Source organism: Cognatundibacterium griseum (genome assembly GCF_014284195.1).
GTDB lineage: Bacteria > Pseudomonadota > Gammaproteobacteria > Burkholderiales > Burkholderiaceae_D > Undibacterium > Undibacterium griseum.
The window spans coordinates 66,213-82,509 of record NZ_JACOGC010000004.1 but is presented as its reverse complement, the minus strand read 5'-3'; the positions used below and the strand labels follow the sequence as shown (position 1 = coordinate 82,509).

At 52.8% G+C, this 16,297-nt stretch carries 14 protein-coding genes; all 14 read left to right on the top strand.

From position 1 onward, the window contains the following. The first annotated feature begins 117 nt into the window (after positions 1–117). Positions 118–1,305: an MFS transporter gene (locus H8K27_RS10845; RefSeq protein WP_186863453.1), complete on the top strand. Its 1,188-nt coding sequence runs from the start codon at positions 118–120 to the stop codon at positions 1,303–1,305. Between the two features lie 34 nt (positions 1,306–1,339). Beyond that, complete coding sequence (gene ssb / locus H8K27_RS10840) at positions 1,340–1,831, top strand: single-stranded DNA-binding protein (protein ID WP_186863199.1); 492 nt, start codon at positions 1,340–1,342, stop codon at positions 1,829–1,831. Between the two features lie 482 nt (positions 1,832–2,313). Then, positions 2,314–2,580, top strand: a complete 267-nt coding sequence (locus tag H8K27_RS10835; RefSeq protein ID WP_186863198.1) for a hypothetical protein — start codon at positions 2,314–2,316, stop codon at positions 2,578–2,580. A gap of 468 nt (positions 2,581–3,048) precedes the next feature. Next, positions 3,049–3,753, top strand: coding sequence for a transposase (locus H8K27_RS10830; protein ID WP_186863197.1), 705 nt, complete (start codon positions 3,049–3,051; stop codon positions 3,751–3,753). Positions 3,754–3,925: 172 nt separating this feature from the next. Then, complete coding sequence (locus H8K27_RS10825; protein WP_186863196.1) at positions 3,926–8,611, top strand: glutamate synthase-related protein; 4,686 nt, start codon at positions 3,926–3,928, stop codon at positions 8,609–8,611. 87 nt (positions 8,612–8,698) lie between these two features. After that, complete coding sequence (locus H8K27_RS10820) at positions 8,699–10,162, top strand: glutamate synthase subunit beta (protein WP_186863195.1); 1,464 nt, start codon at positions 8,699–8,701, stop codon at positions 10,160–10,162. Positions 10,163–10,445: 283 nt separating this feature from the next. After that, positions 10,446–11,252 carry an ABC transporter ATP-binding protein gene (locus H8K27_RS10815; RefSeq protein WP_186863194.1) on the top strand — a complete coding sequence of 269 codons (807 nt, stop codon included), beginning with the start codon at positions 10,446–10,448 and terminating at the stop codon, positions 11,250–11,252. Continuing rightward, the gene (mlaE, locus tag H8K27_RS10810) at positions 11,249–12,016 is read left to right on the top strand and encodes a lipid asymmetry maintenance ABC transporter permease subunit MlaE (RefSeq protein ID WP_186863193.1); all 768 of its coding nucleotides are present in this window, start codon (positions 11,249–11,251) and stop codon (positions 12,014–12,016) included. The genes H8K27_RS10815 and mlaE overlap by 4 nt, the downstream gene beginning before the upstream one ends. Positions 12,017–12,142: 126 nt before the next feature. After that, positions 12,143–12,619: an outer membrane lipid asymmetry maintenance protein MlaD gene (gene mlaD, locus H8K27_RS10805; protein ID WP_176801587.1), complete on the top strand. Its 477-nt coding sequence runs from the start codon at positions 12,143–12,145 to the stop codon at positions 12,617–12,619. After that, positions 12,616–13,386 carry an MlaA family lipoprotein gene (locus H8K27_RS10800; protein ID WP_186863192.1) on the top strand — a complete coding sequence of 257 codons (771 nt, stop codon included), beginning with the start codon at positions 12,616–12,618 and terminating at the stop codon, positions 13,384–13,386. Before mlaD ends, H8K27_RS10800 begins: the two co-directional genes overlap by 4 nt. A gap of 130 nt (positions 13,387–13,516) precedes the next feature. Further along, positions 13,517–14,164 (top strand): MlaC/ttg2D family ABC transporter substrate-binding protein, encoded by a 648-nt coding sequence (locus H8K27_RS10795; protein ID WP_186863191.1) that lies wholly within the window; start codon positions 13,517–13,519, stop codon positions 14,162–14,164. 15 nt (positions 14,165–14,179) lie between these two features. Continuing rightward, positions 14,180–14,458, top strand: a complete 279-nt coding sequence (locus H8K27_RS10790) for an STAS domain-containing protein (RefSeq protein WP_186863190.1) — start codon at positions 14,180–14,182, stop codon at positions 14,456–14,458. Between the two features lie 156 nt (positions 14,459–14,614). Further along, complete coding sequence (locus H8K27_RS10785) at positions 14,615–15,535, top strand: ABC transporter ATP-binding protein (protein ID WP_186863189.1); 921 nt, start codon at positions 14,615–14,617, stop codon at positions 15,533–15,535. Positions 15,536–15,540: 5 nt separating this feature from the next. After that, positions 15,541–16,296, top strand: a complete 756-nt coding sequence (locus tag H8K27_RS10780) for an ABC transporter permease (protein ID WP_186863452.1) — start codon at positions 15,541–15,543, stop codon at positions 16,294–16,296. Position 16,297: the final 1 nt, after the last annotated feature.

Genomic DNA, 16,297 nt, shown 5'->3' with positions numbered 1-16,297 from the left:
TTGGCTCGTCTTCTTGTTCCGTAAAATCCGCCGTCAGGATGGATATTTAATATGACTATTGCAACAAATTCTGATCGTAATGCCCATCAAGCGAACAATCCGCCTGCCGCATCGCGCATGACGCAGACGGAAATCCGTTCCAGTGCGTCGCTGGCTTCGATTTTTGCCTTGCGGATGCTCGGGCTGTTTCTGATTTTGCCGGTGTTTGCCATTCATGCCAAAACCCTGCCGGGTGGAGACAATAGCCTGCTGGTCGGCATGGCGATGGGCATTTATGGCCTGAGCCAGGCATTCGGGCAGATTCCATTCGGTATTGCTTCGGATAAATTTGGCCGTAAACGTATTATCGTGATCGGATTGTTGTTGTTCGCAGCCGGTGCTTTTGTCGCTGCGATGGCTACCTCTGTGCTCGGTGTGCTGATCGGACGCGCGATCCAGGGCGCTGGGGCGATCTCGGCAGCGATTACCGCGCTGATCGCCGACTCTACCCGGGAAGAGCACCGGACCAAGGCCATGGCCATGGTCGGCGGCTCGATCGGGCTGACCTTCGCCCTGTCGCTGGTCGCTGCGCCTTTGTTGTATCAGGCTATCGGAATGGGGGGAATTTTTGCCATGACCGGCATCCTCTCGCTGGCTGCGATTGGCGTGGTGCTGTTCATCACGCCCGATGCGCCTGCGGTTCAGCTGGCGCCGGTTCCGCTTTCTGAGGTGCTGAAAAACCGTGAACTGATGCGGCTGAACTACGGCGTCTTCGTGCTGCATCTGTCGCAGATGGCCATGTTTGTGGTGGTGCCGACGGCGCTGGTGCAGTACGCCGGCATTGCCGTGACATCCCACTGGAAAATCTATCTGCCGATTATGTTTGCCTCTTTTGTGGCAATGCTGCCAGCGATTTTTGTCGGCGAAAAATACGGCAAAATGAAACAGGTTTTTATCGGTGCCATTGCCTTGCTGCTACTGGTTCAGCTTGGCTTGTGGCAGGGTCTGCAGCAACCGGTATTGCTGATTAGCTTATTGTTTGCATTTTTTATTGCGTTCAATATTCTGGAGGCCAGCCAGCCCTCGCTGGTATCGCGCATCGCACCACCTGCCGCAAAAGGGGCGGCGCTCGGCGTGTATAACACCATGCAGGCAATCGGACTGTTTTGCGGCGGGGCGCTGGGCGGATGGCTGAAACAGCATACCGGCGCTTCTTCCGTCTTTATTGTCTGCGCAGTCACCAGCCTGCTGTGGCTTATAATGGCTGTCAAGATGCCGGAAATCGCGAAGCGCGGCAAATCAGCCCCATCCGTTCAGGTTGAATAATATTGATTGAAATACAGAAAAACAGGAGAAATACATGGCATCCGTGAATAAAGTCATTATCGTCGGCAATCTGGGTCGGGACCCGGAAACACGTTATATGCCAAGTGGTGACGCCATGACCAGCATTACTGTCGCAACGACGGATAACTGGAAAGACCGGGCGACAGGCGAGAAAAAAGAGCAGACCGAATGGCACCGTATCACTTTTTTTGGCAAGCTCGCAGAAATTGCCGGGCAGTATCTGAAGAAAGGTTCGCAGGTTTATATCGAAGGCAGCCTGCGCACCCGTAAATACACCGACAAGGATGGCGTCGAGAAATATGCGACCGATATCCGTGCCGACAGCATGCAGATGCTCGGTAGCCGGCAGGGCATGGGTGGCGGTGCCGCCATGGACGACAGCGGTTACGGCAGTCCGGCACCTGCGCCGGCACAGCGTCCGCAGGCAGCGCCGGCTTCACGCCCAGCACCGGCATCCCGTCCGGCACCGAATTTTTCGGACATGGATGACGATATCCCGTTCTGACACCCAGTACAACTGATTTTAATGAAAAACCCGGTAAGACTTGTTCTGCCGGGTTTTTGTTTATTGCAGGAAAATAATCAGTCTTGGAAAGACTGTTAAGGCTTTTATGGGCGTCACGACAGTGTTGCCGGGCAATTAGTTGAGACTATTGTTCATAGAATCAATGAAGTGCCTCAGCCAGATAAGTCCCAGCCGGGCATTGAATAAAATGATAAAAATATAATTAAATACTTAATTTTTACCAGTTCTGCCCTGATTTTTTGAATAAAAATCGAATCAAGTATAAATTTTTTGAGGTTTTGTAACTTTTCATGTCAACGCAAGTGGTGACAGGCTCGTTTTGGGAGTTATGAATCCTGAGCTGTAATGTGTACGGCAACGATTCTCCCTCAAGGAGTTTGAAAATGATTTACGAAATTGCGGTGCGTCCTTCTGCAAACCAAAAGATGACATCTGATCATCTGATCTGGGTTGAGACTGATATGCCAACACGTTCCTTTGAAAAATGGATGCGTGATCGTGCATTGTTGGATGGAACCGGACAGGCACCAATCGTTCGCTGGAGTATTGTTCAGACTCAGCGTCCGGCGCATTTCAAACTGGCTACGCAGGCTAAAGCACTGAAAAGCCGCATTTCCGAATTGATGAGCGGCTTGCCGGAAGTGACTGCTGTACAGGACGCCTCCAAGGCGCTCAGCGCTTTCCGCCTGAAAGCGAAGACACCTGAACTGGTCAGCGCTTACCACTGATTTTTTCAGATCAGCGACTTGCCTGAAGATAAAAAGCACGATGAACCGGTTTCATCGTGCTTTTATGCTTTCTGCCTGAATTTTTGCCTGAGTATGTTTGTCCGTCAGTAAGATGAATCACCTGACGGATGCCAGTCAGGTTGCAGCATTCTTCCCACGCTGTTTTTTTTCGTCATTTCATCCATCTGCTGGGCGCTCGCCCGATTTGCCTGCCTGCTCTGTACTTGGCTGACAGCACTGCCTTTTGCTGATATCCGCCGCATGTTGCCTGCTGCGGATGATTTTCTGCATCATCTGCCCATCTGAGCCACAAGCCGGCTGCCATGCCACTTTAATGATGGAATTCTCAATCAATGACTTGATTTCCCCGGCTGTACTCACATTGCAGGTATTTGGGAGAGAGCCGGTGGCTGTTCCTGAGTATACTGGGGTATTCAATCATCTGATTTTTGAGTGTACGGTGAATTTATGGCAAGACTACCGCGTCTGGTAATTCCGCAGATGCTGCATCATCTGGTGCAGCGTACCCACGAAGGTACACAACTGTTCCGCGACAGCGAGGATTACACCGTGTTTCTCCGCTGGCTGGGGCAGGGTGCAAAACAATTCCATATTGCGATACATGCCTACGTGTTGATGCCTGAGCATCTGCATTTGCTGGTGACGCCGGAGGATGCCGAAGGGCTGAGCAAGCTTTTGCAATGGCTTGGCCGCTACTATGTCCCTTATTTCAACCGCAAATATCAACGCTCCGGGAGCTTGTGGCAGGGGCGCTATAAGGCAACCGTGCTGGAGGCGCAGACTTTTTTCCTACCATGCAGCCTGTATGTAGAAAGCCATCCTTTGCGCGCCGGGCTGGTAGCGGATTTGCTGGATTATCCCTGGTCAAGTTATCAGCATCACATTGGTTTGCGGCTTGATCCGCTGGTGTCGGATCATCCTATTTTCTGGGCGCTGGGAAACACGCCTTTCCAGCGCGAGGCAAACTATAGAGAAATGATGCAGCAGTCGCTATCCGCGGCAGAACTGGCGCGTCTGACTGAGGCAACGCATAAAGGATGGTTGCTTGGTTCTCCGGTTTTTGAGGCGGAAATGGCAAAGCTGACCGAGCGCCGGGTATCGCCGGCAAAGCGTGGGCGCCCGCGAAAAGCGGTGCCTGCAGGGCAGGAATAATCTGGAGAGGGAAAAAAAATTTATTGCATTAAATGACTCCGACCCCTTTAAAATAATTCATAAAAATTGTTATTTAAAATATGTCTCTGACCCCTTTTATTTAGATTGAACTTTCTTTTGCGCTGCACTATTCTCCATCTCAGTCATTCAATTTTGCCTTCCGGAGATAGCTATGCAAGCTCAAGGTTTATACGATCCAACCAACGAACATGATGCCTGTGGTGTGGGGTTTGTTGCCCATATCAAGGGTAAAAAATCCCACGCGATTGTTGATCAGGGCTTGCTGATCCTGAAAAACCTGGATCACCGCGGTGCGGTGGGTGCTGACCCGCTGATGGGTGACGGTGCCGGTATCCTGATTCAGATTCCGGATCAGTACTACCGCGAAGAAATGGCAAAGCAGGGTATTGAGTTGCCGCCTCCTGGGGAATATGGCGTTGGCATGATTTTCCTGCCAAAAGAACATGCTTCCCGCCTTGCCTGTGAGCAGGAAATTGAGCGTGCAGTCCGTGCGGAAGGTCAGGTCGTGCTGGGATGGCGCGATGTGCCGGTTGATGCCGAGATGCCGATGTCACCGACTGTGCGTGACAAAGAACCGGTTATCCGCCAGATTTTCATTGGCCGTGGCCCTGACATCATGGTGACCGATGCGCTGGAGCGCAAGCTGTACGTGATCCGTAAATCGGCAGTCCATGCGATTGAAGCGCTGAAGCTGCTGCATGGTAAGGAGTATTTCGTGCCGTCCATGTCTGCGCGCACGGTGGTGTACAAAGGCTTGCTGCTGGCAGATCAGGTCGGTGTCTACTACAAGGATTTGCAGGACGAGCGCTGTGTCTCTGCGCTGGCGCTGGTGCATCAGCGTTTCTCCACCAATACCTTCCCGGAATGGCCGTTGGCGCACCCTTACCGCATGATTGCGCATAATGGTGAAATCAATACTGTCAAAGGTAACTTCAACTGGATGCGCGCCCGTGAAGGCGTGATGAAGTCCGCCGTACTGGGCGACGATCTGCAAAAATTGTATCCGCTGATTTTTGAAGGTCAGTCCGATACAGCAAGTTTTGATAATGCGCTGGAACTGCTGGTGATGGCGGGTTATCCGATTGCACAGGCCATGATGATGATGATCCCGGAAGCCTGGGAAAATCACGGCATGATGGATGATAACCGTCGTGCATTTTACGAATACCACGCTGCAATGATGGAACCGTGGGATGGCCCTGCAGCCATGGCCTTCACCGACGGCCGCCAGATCGGCGGCACGCTGGACCGTAACGGCCTGCGTCCTGCGCGTTACATCGTGACTGACGACGATCTGGTGGTGATGGCATCCGAATCCGGCGTGTTGCCGATTCCCGAATCGAAGATCATCAAGAAATGGCGCTTGCAACCCGGCAAAATGTTCCTGATCGATCTGGAAGCTGGTCGTATCATTGACGACAAAGAAATCAAGGACACTTATGCCAATGCCAAGCCATACAAGCAATGGATCAAATCCGTCCGTATCAAGCTCAATGAACTGAAGGGCGAAGTAAAACAGGAAACCGAAACGGCCACGCTGCTCGATCGCCAGCAGGCATTTGGCTATACCCAGGAAGACATCAAATTCCTGATGGCGCCAATGGCGGTGGCTGGTGAAGAGGCAATTGGCTCCATGGGGAATGATTCCTCGCTGGCAGTCATGTCCAACAAACTCAAGCCGCTGTACAACTACTTCAAGCAGTTGTTTGCGCAAGTCACCAATCCGCCGATCGATCCTATCCGCGAAGCGATGGTGATGTCGCTGGTCTCGTTCATTGGCCCGAAACCGAATCTGCTCGATACCAACAACATCAATCCGCCGATGCGTCTTGAAGTGTCGCAGCCGGTGCTGGATTTTGCCGATATCGCTAAACTGCGCAACATCAGCGCCAATACGGGTGGCAAGTTCAAGTCTTATGAGCTCGATATCTGCTATCCGGTATCCTGGGGCAAGGAAGGCATTGAGGCGCGCCTGGCTTCGATCTGCGCAGAGGTGGTGGATGCGGTCAAGTCTGGTCACAACATCATGATCATCACCGATCGCAAGATGGATGCCGGCAATGTCGCCATCCCTGCCTTGCTCGCCACATCGACAGTGCATCAGCACCTGGTCAGCAAGGGGCTGAGGACGACAACCGGTCTGGTCGTCGAAACCGGTTCCGCCCGTGAAACGCACCACTTTGCATTGCTGGCGGGCTATGGCGCAGAAGCGGTACATCCTTATCTCGCCATGCAGACACTGGCTGACATGGCGAAAGATCTGCCGGGTGATCTGAGCGCGGAAAAAGCGATCTACAACTACACCAAGGCGATTGGCAAAGGACTCATGAAAGTGATGTCCAAAATGGGCATTTCGACTTATATGTCCTATTGCGGCGCGCAGATTTTTGAAGCGATCGGTCTGAATAAATCGCTGGTCGACAAATACTTTAAAGGCACTGCATCCAACGTTGAGGGCATCGGTGTGTTTGAAGTGGCAGAAGAGGCGCTGCGCCTGCACAAACTGGCTTTCGGTCAGGACCCGGTGCTGGAAAATGCACTCGATGCGGGTGGCGAATATGCTTTCCGTGTCCGTGGCGAAGACCATATGTGGACACCGGATGCAATCGCCAAATTGCAACATTCCACCCGTGCCAACAACTACAACTCCTACAAGGAATACGCACAGATCATCAACGATCAGTCCAAGCGTCATATGACCTTGCGCGGGCTGTTTGAATTTAAGATTGATCCGTCCAAAGCCATTCCGCTGGAACAGGTTGAACCCGCCAAAGAAATCGTCAAACGGTTTGCGACCGGCGCGATGTCTCTGGGCTCCATCAGTACCGAAGCGCATGCCACATTAGCGATCGCGATGAACCGGATTGGCGGTAAATCGAATACCGGTGAAGGCGGCGAGGATCCGGCGCGTTATCAGCAAGAACTGAAAGGCATTCCTATCAAGCAAGGCGCCACGTTGGCCTCTGTGATTGGCAAGGAACAGATCGAAGTGGATATTCCACTGATTGAAGGTGACTCGCTGCGCTCTAAAATCAAGCAGGTTGCTTCTGGCCGTTTTGGCGTGACAGCCGAGTATCTGACCTCTGCCGACCAGATTCAGATCAAGATGGCGCAAGGTGCAAAACCTGGTGAAGGCGGTCAGCTGCCTGGCCATAAAGTGTCGGAATATATTGCCAAACTGCGTTTTTCTGTGCCGGGCGTAGGCCTGATTTCTCCACCGCCACATCACGATATTTATTCGATTGAAGATCTGGCGCAATTGATTCACGATCTGAAAAACGTGAATCCGAATGCGTCGATTTCCGTCAAGCTGGTATCTGAAGTCGGTGTCGGTACGATTGCGGCGGGTGTTTCCAAGGCGAAGGCCGATCATGTGGTGATTGCAGGCCATGACGGCGGTACTGGTGCTTCACCTTTGTCGTCGATTAAACATGCCGGCACACCGTGGGAATTGGGACTGGCGGAAACGCAGCAGACACTGGTGTTGAACGGTTTGCGCGGCCGTGTGCGGGTACAGGCTGACGGTCAGATGAAGACCGGGCGCGACGTGGCGATTGCGGCGATGCTGGGTGCCGATGAGATCGGTTTTGCGACTGCGCCGCTGGTGGTGGAAGGTTGCATCATGATGCGTAAATGCCACCTGAATACTTGCCCGGTCGGCGTGGCGACGCAAGACCCGGTATTGCGCGCAAAATTCTCCGGTAAGCCGGAATATGTCGTGAACTATTTCTTCTTTGTTGCCGAAGAAGTTCGCCAGATCATGGCGCAGCTGGGCGTGCGCAGCTATGACGAATTGATTGGCCGGGTGGATCTGCTGGATAAATCCAGAGCCATTTCGCACTGGAAAGCCAAAGGCCTGGATTTCGCAAAAATCTTCCACCAGCCGCAAGCCGGTGCTGATGCGGCGATCCGCCATGTCGATGTGCAGGATCATGGTCTCGACAAGGCGCTGGACAACAAGCTCATCGCTCAGGCAAAGACTGCGCTGGAAACTGGCGAGAAAGTCTCTTTCATTTCGCCGATTAAAAACCTCAACCGCACCGTTGGCACGATGCTGTCCGGCGAAGTGGCGAAGAAATACGGCCATGCAGGTCTGCCGGATGACACCATCCACATTCAGCTGCAAGGCACGGCCGGCCAGTCTGCCGGTGCATTCCTGGCGCACGGCGTGACGCTGGATCTGGTGGGCGAAGGTAACGATTACGTCGGCAAAGGCTTGTCTGGTGGCCGCATCATCATCCGCCCGAATACCGAATTCCGCGGCTGGGCAGTGGACAATATCATTTGCGGTAACACGGTTCTGTACGGTGCGATTTCCGGCGAGGCATTCATCAACGGCGTGGCAGGCGAGCGTTTTGCCGTGCGTAACTCCGGCGCTGTCGCGGTAGTCGAGGGCACCGGCGATCACGGTTGCGAATACATGACAGGCGGTACGGTCATCGTGCTGGGTAACACCGGTCGTAACTTTGCCGCAGGTATGTCTGGTGGTATCGCCTATGTCTATGATCCGGATGGCGAATTTGAAGCGAAATGCAATATGTCCATGGTCACGCTGGAGTCAGTGCTGGCAGGCGATGTGCAGACTGCGACCGTCGATAAATCAATCTGGCACAGCCGTCTGCGCGGCGGTGAGGGTGAGACCGATGAAGCAATCCTGCGTAACCTGATTGAGCGCCATTTCAAACATACGGGCAGTACCCGTGCCCGCAATCTGCTGGATGACTGGGCCCGCAGCCGCGCTAAGTTCGTCAAAGTATTCCCGACCGAATATAAGCGTGCTCTGGCGGAAATGTCTGCGGCGAAGCAGGCTGCCAGGAAGGAAAAAGTTGCTGCCTAGTTTCATTGGATGCGCCAGCCGGCGCACCTGATTCTGCGCAATTCAAGACTGACAGGGCAGTAGCCCGCAATCATATTGAGGATAAAAATGGGTAAAGTTACCGGTTTCATGGAATATCAGCGACTGCAGGAAGCTTCCGAAGCACCGTTGTCGCGTAAAAAGCATTACAAGGAATTCCTGGTGCATCTGGACGATGCGCAGGCAAAAACACAGGCGGCACGCTGCATGGACTGCGGTATTCCGTTTTGCAACAACGGTTGCCCTGTCAATAACATCATCCCTGACTGGAATGATTTGGTCTACAACGGGCAAGTAAAGCAGGCGCTCGATACGCTGCATTCGACAAACAATTTCCCGGAATTTACCGGCCGCATCTGCCCGGCACCCTGCGAAGCAGCCTGTACTCTGGGAATCAATAATGATGCAGTCGGCATCAAGTCGATTGAGCATTACATCATCGATAAAGGCTGGGAAAACGGTTGGGTTGCACCGCAGATTCCTGCTATGAAAACCGGCAAGAAAATCGCCGTTGTCGGCTCTGGTCCTGCGGGGCTGGCAGCAGCGCAGCAACTGGCGCGTGTTGGTCATGATGTGACAGTATTTGAAAAAAATGACCGTGTTGGCGGCTTGCTGCGTTATGGCATCCCCGACTTCAAAATGGAAAAATCCCATATCGACCGCCGTGTTGATCAGATGCAGGCAGAAGGCGTGACATTCCGCACTGGCGTGTTTGTCGGTAAGGATTTTCCTGCCACGGTCACCAACTGGTCCAAAGAAACGATTTCCCCGGAACAGCTGCAAAAGGATTTCGACGCAGTAATCATTGCCGGCGGTGCAGAAACGCCGCGCGATTTGCCAGTTCCTGGCCGCGAACTCAAAGGCGTGCATTTCGCTATGGATTTCCTGCCAGTGCAGAATAAGGTGAATGCCGGTGACAAGGTCAAAGACCAGATCATGGCGACGGGCAAGCATGTTGTGGTGATCGGTGGTGGTGATACCGGCTCTGATTGCGTGGGTACCTCGAATCGTCACGGCGCCAAATCCGTGACCCAGTTTGAATTGTTACCCCAGCCGCCAGAACAGGAAAACAAACCGCTGGTCTGGCCTTACTGGCCGACTAAACTGCGTACTTCTTCCTCGCATGAGGAAGGTTGCGAACGTGACTGGTCTGTTGCAACGAAACGCCTGGAAGGCAAGGGCGGCAAAGTGGAAAAGCTGATCGCCTGCCGCGTTGAATGGAAAGACGGCAAGATGCAGGAAGTGCCGGATTCCGAATTTGAGATGAAAGCCGATCTGGTCTTGCTGGCCATGGGCTTTGTTTCTCCGGTACAGCAGGTGCTGGATGCCTTTGGCGTGGAGAAAGATGCCCGGGGTAATGCCAAAGCGACAACCGATGGCGCCGGTTGCTACAAGACCAATGCAGAAAAGGTCTTTGCGGCAGGCGATATGCGTCGTGGCCAGTCGCTGGTGGTCTGGGCGATTCGCGAAGGACGTCAGTGCGCCCGTGAAGTGGATGCTTTCCTGATGGGCGACTCGGTTTTGCCTCGTTAATCAGTGTGACGGATTACAGTCTGAGGGCTGCAATCCGTCAAATTTTTTGAAGAGAACAGACAAAATTCAATAATTACTGACTGAATATTCATTAATTTTTTGAGACAAAACAATCTGTTTTTAAGAAAATTTGTACTTTTATATAAAAAATAGAATTTAAGTTTGAAAATACAAAATTTTCAGAAAATAATTCATTTCATTGTTTTTTTATTATAGTTGCCGAAGCAGCCGTAATTCCCGTTCTGCATTACAATCTAGTTTTTGCAAAACTTCATTTCCTGCTGTGTCTAATCTCGTCGAAATTCGTGATCTTCAATTCGGGTATGGGCAGCGCACCATTCTGTCGGGGCTGCGCATGGATTTTCCGCGCGGCAAAGTGATTGCTGTGATGGGCGGCTCGGGATCCGGCAAAACGACGATACTGCGCCTGATTGGCGGCCAGATCCGGCCCCAGCAAGGTACGGTCGCTGTCGATGGGCAGCAAATTGAGCAGATGGATAATGCCGGTCTGTATCAGATGCGGCGCAAAATGGGCATGCTGTTCCAGCATGGCGCCTTGTTTACCGATTTAAGTGTGTTTGACAATGTCGCGTTTCCGATGCGCGAACATACTGATCTCAGTGAAGCCATGATCCGTGATCTGGTGATGCTGAAATTACATGCTGTTGGCCTGCGCAATGCGGCGCAGCTGATGCCCTCCGAAATTTCCGGCGGTATGGCACGCAGGGTGGCGTTGGCGCGCGCAGTGGCGCTCGATCCCCAGTTAATGATGTATGACGAGCCGTTTGCCGGACTGGATCCGATTTCGATGGGCGTGACTGCCAATCTGATCCGGAACTTGAACAATGCGCTGGGGTCTACCACGATACTGGTGTCGCACGATGTGCATGAATCTTTTGCCATCGCCGATTATATTTATTTTCTGTCGCAGGGAAAAATTGTGGCTGAGGGCACGCCGGAACAAATGCTGGCATCCGAAGACCCCTATGTGAAACAATTTGTCCATGCCGAGGCAGATGGTCCGGTTCCCTTCCATTATCCGGGGCAGTCTCTGAGAGACGATCTGGGGCTGAAGGAGCGCGTATCATGATTGAGCGCATTGGTGCCTGGGTACGAGAAACCGCCAGTGACCTGGGATATGCCGCCCGCTGCTTCTTCGCTATTTTATGGAACGCTGGCGGGCTATGGCGCCGCCCCCGTCTGGTGACAGATCAGATTCACTTTATCGGCAATTATTCGCTGGTGATTATTGCTGTTTCCGGATTGTTTGTCGGATTCGTGCTGGGTTATCAGGGGTATTACACCCTGAATCGTTATGGTTCGGAAGAGGCGCTGGGTTTGCTGGTGGCGCTGTCTTTAACCCGTGAGTTGGGGCCAGTTGTCACTGCATTGCTGTTTGCCGGACGGGCGGGTACTTCGCTGACAGCGGAAATTGGCCTGATGAAAGCCGGTGAGCAACTGGCAGCGATGGAAATGATGGCTGTGAATCCGGTTCAGCGGGTTCTGGCGCCACGGTTTCTGGCAGGTCTGATCGCCATGCCGGTATTGACTGCGATCTTCAATGCGATGGGCATCATCGGCGGCTATGTGGTCGGGGTCAAATTGATCGGGGTCGATAACGGCGCATTCTGGTCGCAGATGCAGGCCGGCGTTGAAATCTGGCAAGATATTGGCAATGGTGTGGTGAAAAGTATCGTCTTTGGTTTTGCCGTGACTTTTGTGGCACTGTTTCAGGGGTATGAGGCGCAGCCGACACCGGAAGGCGTCGCCAGGGCGACCACCAGAACGGTCGTGGTGTCTTCGTTGCTGGTGTTGTGGCTGGATTTCCTGCTGACTGCCTGGATGTTTCAATAATCAGTCGCAAAGCGCAACGAAACCTGGCGAAGCTGCCCGTATTTTTCAGTGCCCGGCATTGAAGAGCGCGAAAAGATTCAATTGGATGTCCCCGTGGTGCCGGGGATACTAAGGTAAGGATAGATAATGCAAAAAAAATCACTGGATTTCTGGGTTGGCCTGTTTGTCGTGCTGGGGGCGGCAGCGTTGCTGTTTCTCGCATTAAAAGCCGGCAACATGAGTTCATTTTCTTTGGAAAAAAACTACGAAGTGGCGGCACGCTTCGATAATATCGGCGGCCTGAAGCCGCGGGCTGCGGTCAAGAGTGCCGGTGTGGTCGTCGGGCGGGTGTCTGAAATCAAATTCGACGATAAAACCTTTCAGGCTACCGTCGTCATGCAGCTGGAGACACGTTACAAATTTCCCAAAGACAGTTCGGCCAAAATCCTGACGGCCGGATTACTGGGCGAGCAATATATCGGCCTGGAACCCGGTGGTGATACGAATAATCTGGCAGCGGGTGACAGGATTAAAATGACGCAGTCGGCAGTGGTGCTGGAAAATCTGATCAGTCAGTTCTTGTTCAGTAAAGCAGCTGACAGCAGTGCGGAAAACAAAAAATGACACAATTTCTGACCCGATCCAATGCACGCTGGCTTGCCCCACTGATAATTGCGGCGAGTCTGCTGCTGAGCGGATGCAGTACCGTGACGGTGGAAAAAATCCGTGACAAGACTGATCAGACGCTGGATGCCATCAGCACCAAAACGAATATCGGTAATAATCCGCGCGACCCTCTGGAGGGATTTAACCGCGTGATGTTCAGTTTCAATGACACGCTGGATCAGGCAGTGCTGAAGCCTGTGGCACAGGTTTACCGCAACATCACTCCCGGATTTGTCCAGACTGGTATTGGTAATTTCTTCAGCAATATTGGCGATGTCTGGAATGCAGTGAATAATTTACTGCAGGGGAAAGTGGCTGATGGCACATCCGATGTGATGCGTTTTGCCGTGAACAGTACGTTTGGCCTGGGTGGTTTGCTGGATATCGGCACGCCGGCCGGTTTACCGAAACACGCTGAAGATTTCGGACAGACGCTGGGGCGCTGGGGCGTGCATTCCGGACCTTATCTGGTATTGCCGATTCTGGGACCTTCCACCTTGCGGGATGCACTGGCGACGCCGGTTGATCTGAAAGGGGACTTGTGGTCTTACAAACAGCCAATATATATCCGCAATACCGGAACGGTTGTGCGTCTGGTCGATAAGCGGGCATCGGTGCTGGATGCCGGTTCCCTGATCGAAGAAGCCGCACTGGATAAATATGTCTTTTTCCGCGATGCTTACCTGCAGCGCCGGGCGGGTCAGATCAACCCGGATGACGATTAAACGATCGCAGCAGACGTGACGGAATGTGATGCATTTGTAAAAAATAGTTTTGTCCGTCAACCGGAACCCGGTCGGGCCGGTTAAGGAATGGCAGATATGCCGTTTTCAAAGAAACACCAAAGGAATCCCTATGAAAGCACTTGTTACACGATTTTTTACCCTGATGTTCGCCGGGCTGATGCTGGGCAGCACAGGCCTGGCACTGGCTGCTGACGAAGCGCCGGATCAGTTGGTGAAGCGCCTGAGCCAGGAAATTCTGGATACGGCAAAAAATGACAAAGATATCCAGGCAGGCAACCAGAAACGCGTATTCGATATGGTGGACAGCAAGATTTTGCCTTACATCGATTTTCCCCGCATGACATCGCTGGCAGCCGGAAAAAGCTGGCGTGATGCGACACCGGAACAGCAAAAACAATTGATCAGCGAATTCCGCACTTTGCTGGTATTTACCTATTCCGGTGCGATTTCCCAGATCAAGGACCAGCGCGTTGAATTCAAGCCGATGCGCTCCGCGCCGGAAGATACGGAAGTCGAAGTGCGTTCCCAGGTGATCCAGGCCAGGGGCGAGCCGATTCAGCTGAATTACCGGCTTGAAAAATTGCCGGGTGGCTGGAAGATATACGACATCAATGTTCTCGGTGCCTGGCTGGTTGAAACATACAAAGGCAGCTTTGCCGCTGAAATCAGTAAATCCGGTATCGATGGCCTGATTAAAACGCTGTCGGAAAAAAATAAAAAGCTTGCTTCTGCTCCGGCAAGAACTGCTTCCAAATAATATTCAGGACTGGCTGTGTATAAACTCACCGGTGAATTTTCACAACACACTGCCCGCGCTGTTGAGGCTGCGGGCAGCAGCATGATTGCTCAGGGCCAGTTCAGCTTTGATTTATCCGGGCTGGAACGGATTGATTCCGCCGCAGTTGCTGTCATGATTGAATGGCAGCGACAGGCAGACAAGCAGAACCGGGCGATGGAATTTCACGATGCGCCCACAGGTCTGCTGAGCCTGATTCAGTTGTATGGCCTGACCGAACAGTTTCAACTCGCCTCCTCTGCCGGACGACATTGATTCCCGCCTGCCGGTAAATGTGCGGCGCCAGTCTGCACATGCTTTCAGTTGTTCTGCTGAAAATCCCCTATAATCAAAGGTTTCGCCCTGAGGGTGAAACCGCTGAATTTTCCAAGTTGTCTGATTCCTGATGAGCACGCAAGTGCAGCATGCCCGATGGCCGCGATACAAATTAGCAATATACAAAAACGTTTCCAGTCTCTACAGGCACTGGGAGGCGTTTCCCTGACGATTGAAGAAGGGGAGTTTTTTGGTCTGCTCGGACCAAATGGCGCCGGTAAAACGACATTGATCTCGATCCTGGCGGGATTAAGCCGTGCAGATGCCGGGCAGATCAGCGTGCAGGGGCATGATGTCGTGCGTGATTACCGCGAAGCCCGCCGCAATCTCGGTGTTGTGCCGCAGGAGCTGGTGTTTGACCCGTTCTTTACTGTGCGTGAAACACTGCGCATGCAGTCTGGCTATTTTGGCATCCGGAATAATGATCGCTGGATTGATGAGATCATGGAAAATCTTGATCTCACCAATAAGGCTGACACCAATATGCGTGCTTTGTCCGGCGGCATGAAGCGCCGTGTGCTGGTGGCGCAGGCGCTGGTGCACAAGCCGCCGGTCATTGTGCTGGATGAGCCGACAGCAGGTGTGGACGTGGAATTGCGGCAGACTTTATGGCAGTTTATTGCCCGCCTCAACCGTGAAGGCCATACGATCGTGCTGACCACGCATTATCTGGAAGAGGCTCAGGCATTGTGCAACCGGATTGCCATGCTGAAGTCGGGGAAAATCGTGGCGCTGGACAGCACTGCTGCACTGATTAAGCGCATCTCTGGCTCACAGCTGCGGGTGACGCTGGCTGCCCATGCGAACACCGTTTTGCCGGATGCCTTGCGCAGCCTGATCATCACACACGAACGTTCTGCCGATCCGCGTCAGTTTGCCTTGCGTGTAACGGATTCGGCGCAGGTGGAAACGATGCTGCGTGAGTTGCGTCTTGCCGGCTGTGTCATTGAGGACTTGCAGTTATTGCAGGCCGACCTGGAGGAAGTATTTTTGCAGATTATGGAGGGCGCGAAATGAGCCAGATGACGGGCTTTAACACCTTGCTGTACAAGGAGGTGCTGCGTTTCTGGAAAGTGGCGACCCAGACCATCACCGCGCCGATCATGACGGCTTTGCTGTATCTGCTGATTTTTGGTCATGTGCTCGATGAGCATGTGCAGGTTTATCCGGGCGTCAGGTATACCGCCTTTCTGGTCCCGGGTCTGGTCATGATGAGTGTCTTGCAGAATGCGTTTGCCAATTCTTCTTCTTCCCTGATTCAGTCAAAAATCACCGGCAATCTGGTGTTTGTATTGTTGCCGCCGCTGTCGCACTGGGAACTGTTTAGCGCTTACGTGCTGGCGGCGATTCTGCGCGGGCTGGCAGTCGGGGCGGGCGTGTTTGTGGTGACGGCCTGGTTTGCCGACCTGCATTTTGTCGCACCGTGGTGGATTGGCATTTTCGCTTTATTGGGTGCCGCGATGCTGGGTACGATGGGACTAATTGCCGGTATCTGGGCTGAAAAATTCGATCAGCTGGCAGCGTTTCAGAATTTCCTGATCATACCGGCAACCTTCCTGTCCGGTGTGTTTTACTCCATCCATTCTCTGCCGGCTTTCTGGCAAAGCTTATCCCGGTTTAATCCGTTTTTTTATATGATCGACGGATTCCGTTTCGGTTTCTTTGGCCAGTCTGATGTGGCGCCGCTGCACAGCCTGGCTGTCGTGTCCGTTTTCTTTGCATTGCTGGCGACGATTGCCGTGCAGATGCTGAAACGTGGCTATAAGTTGCGCCACTGAA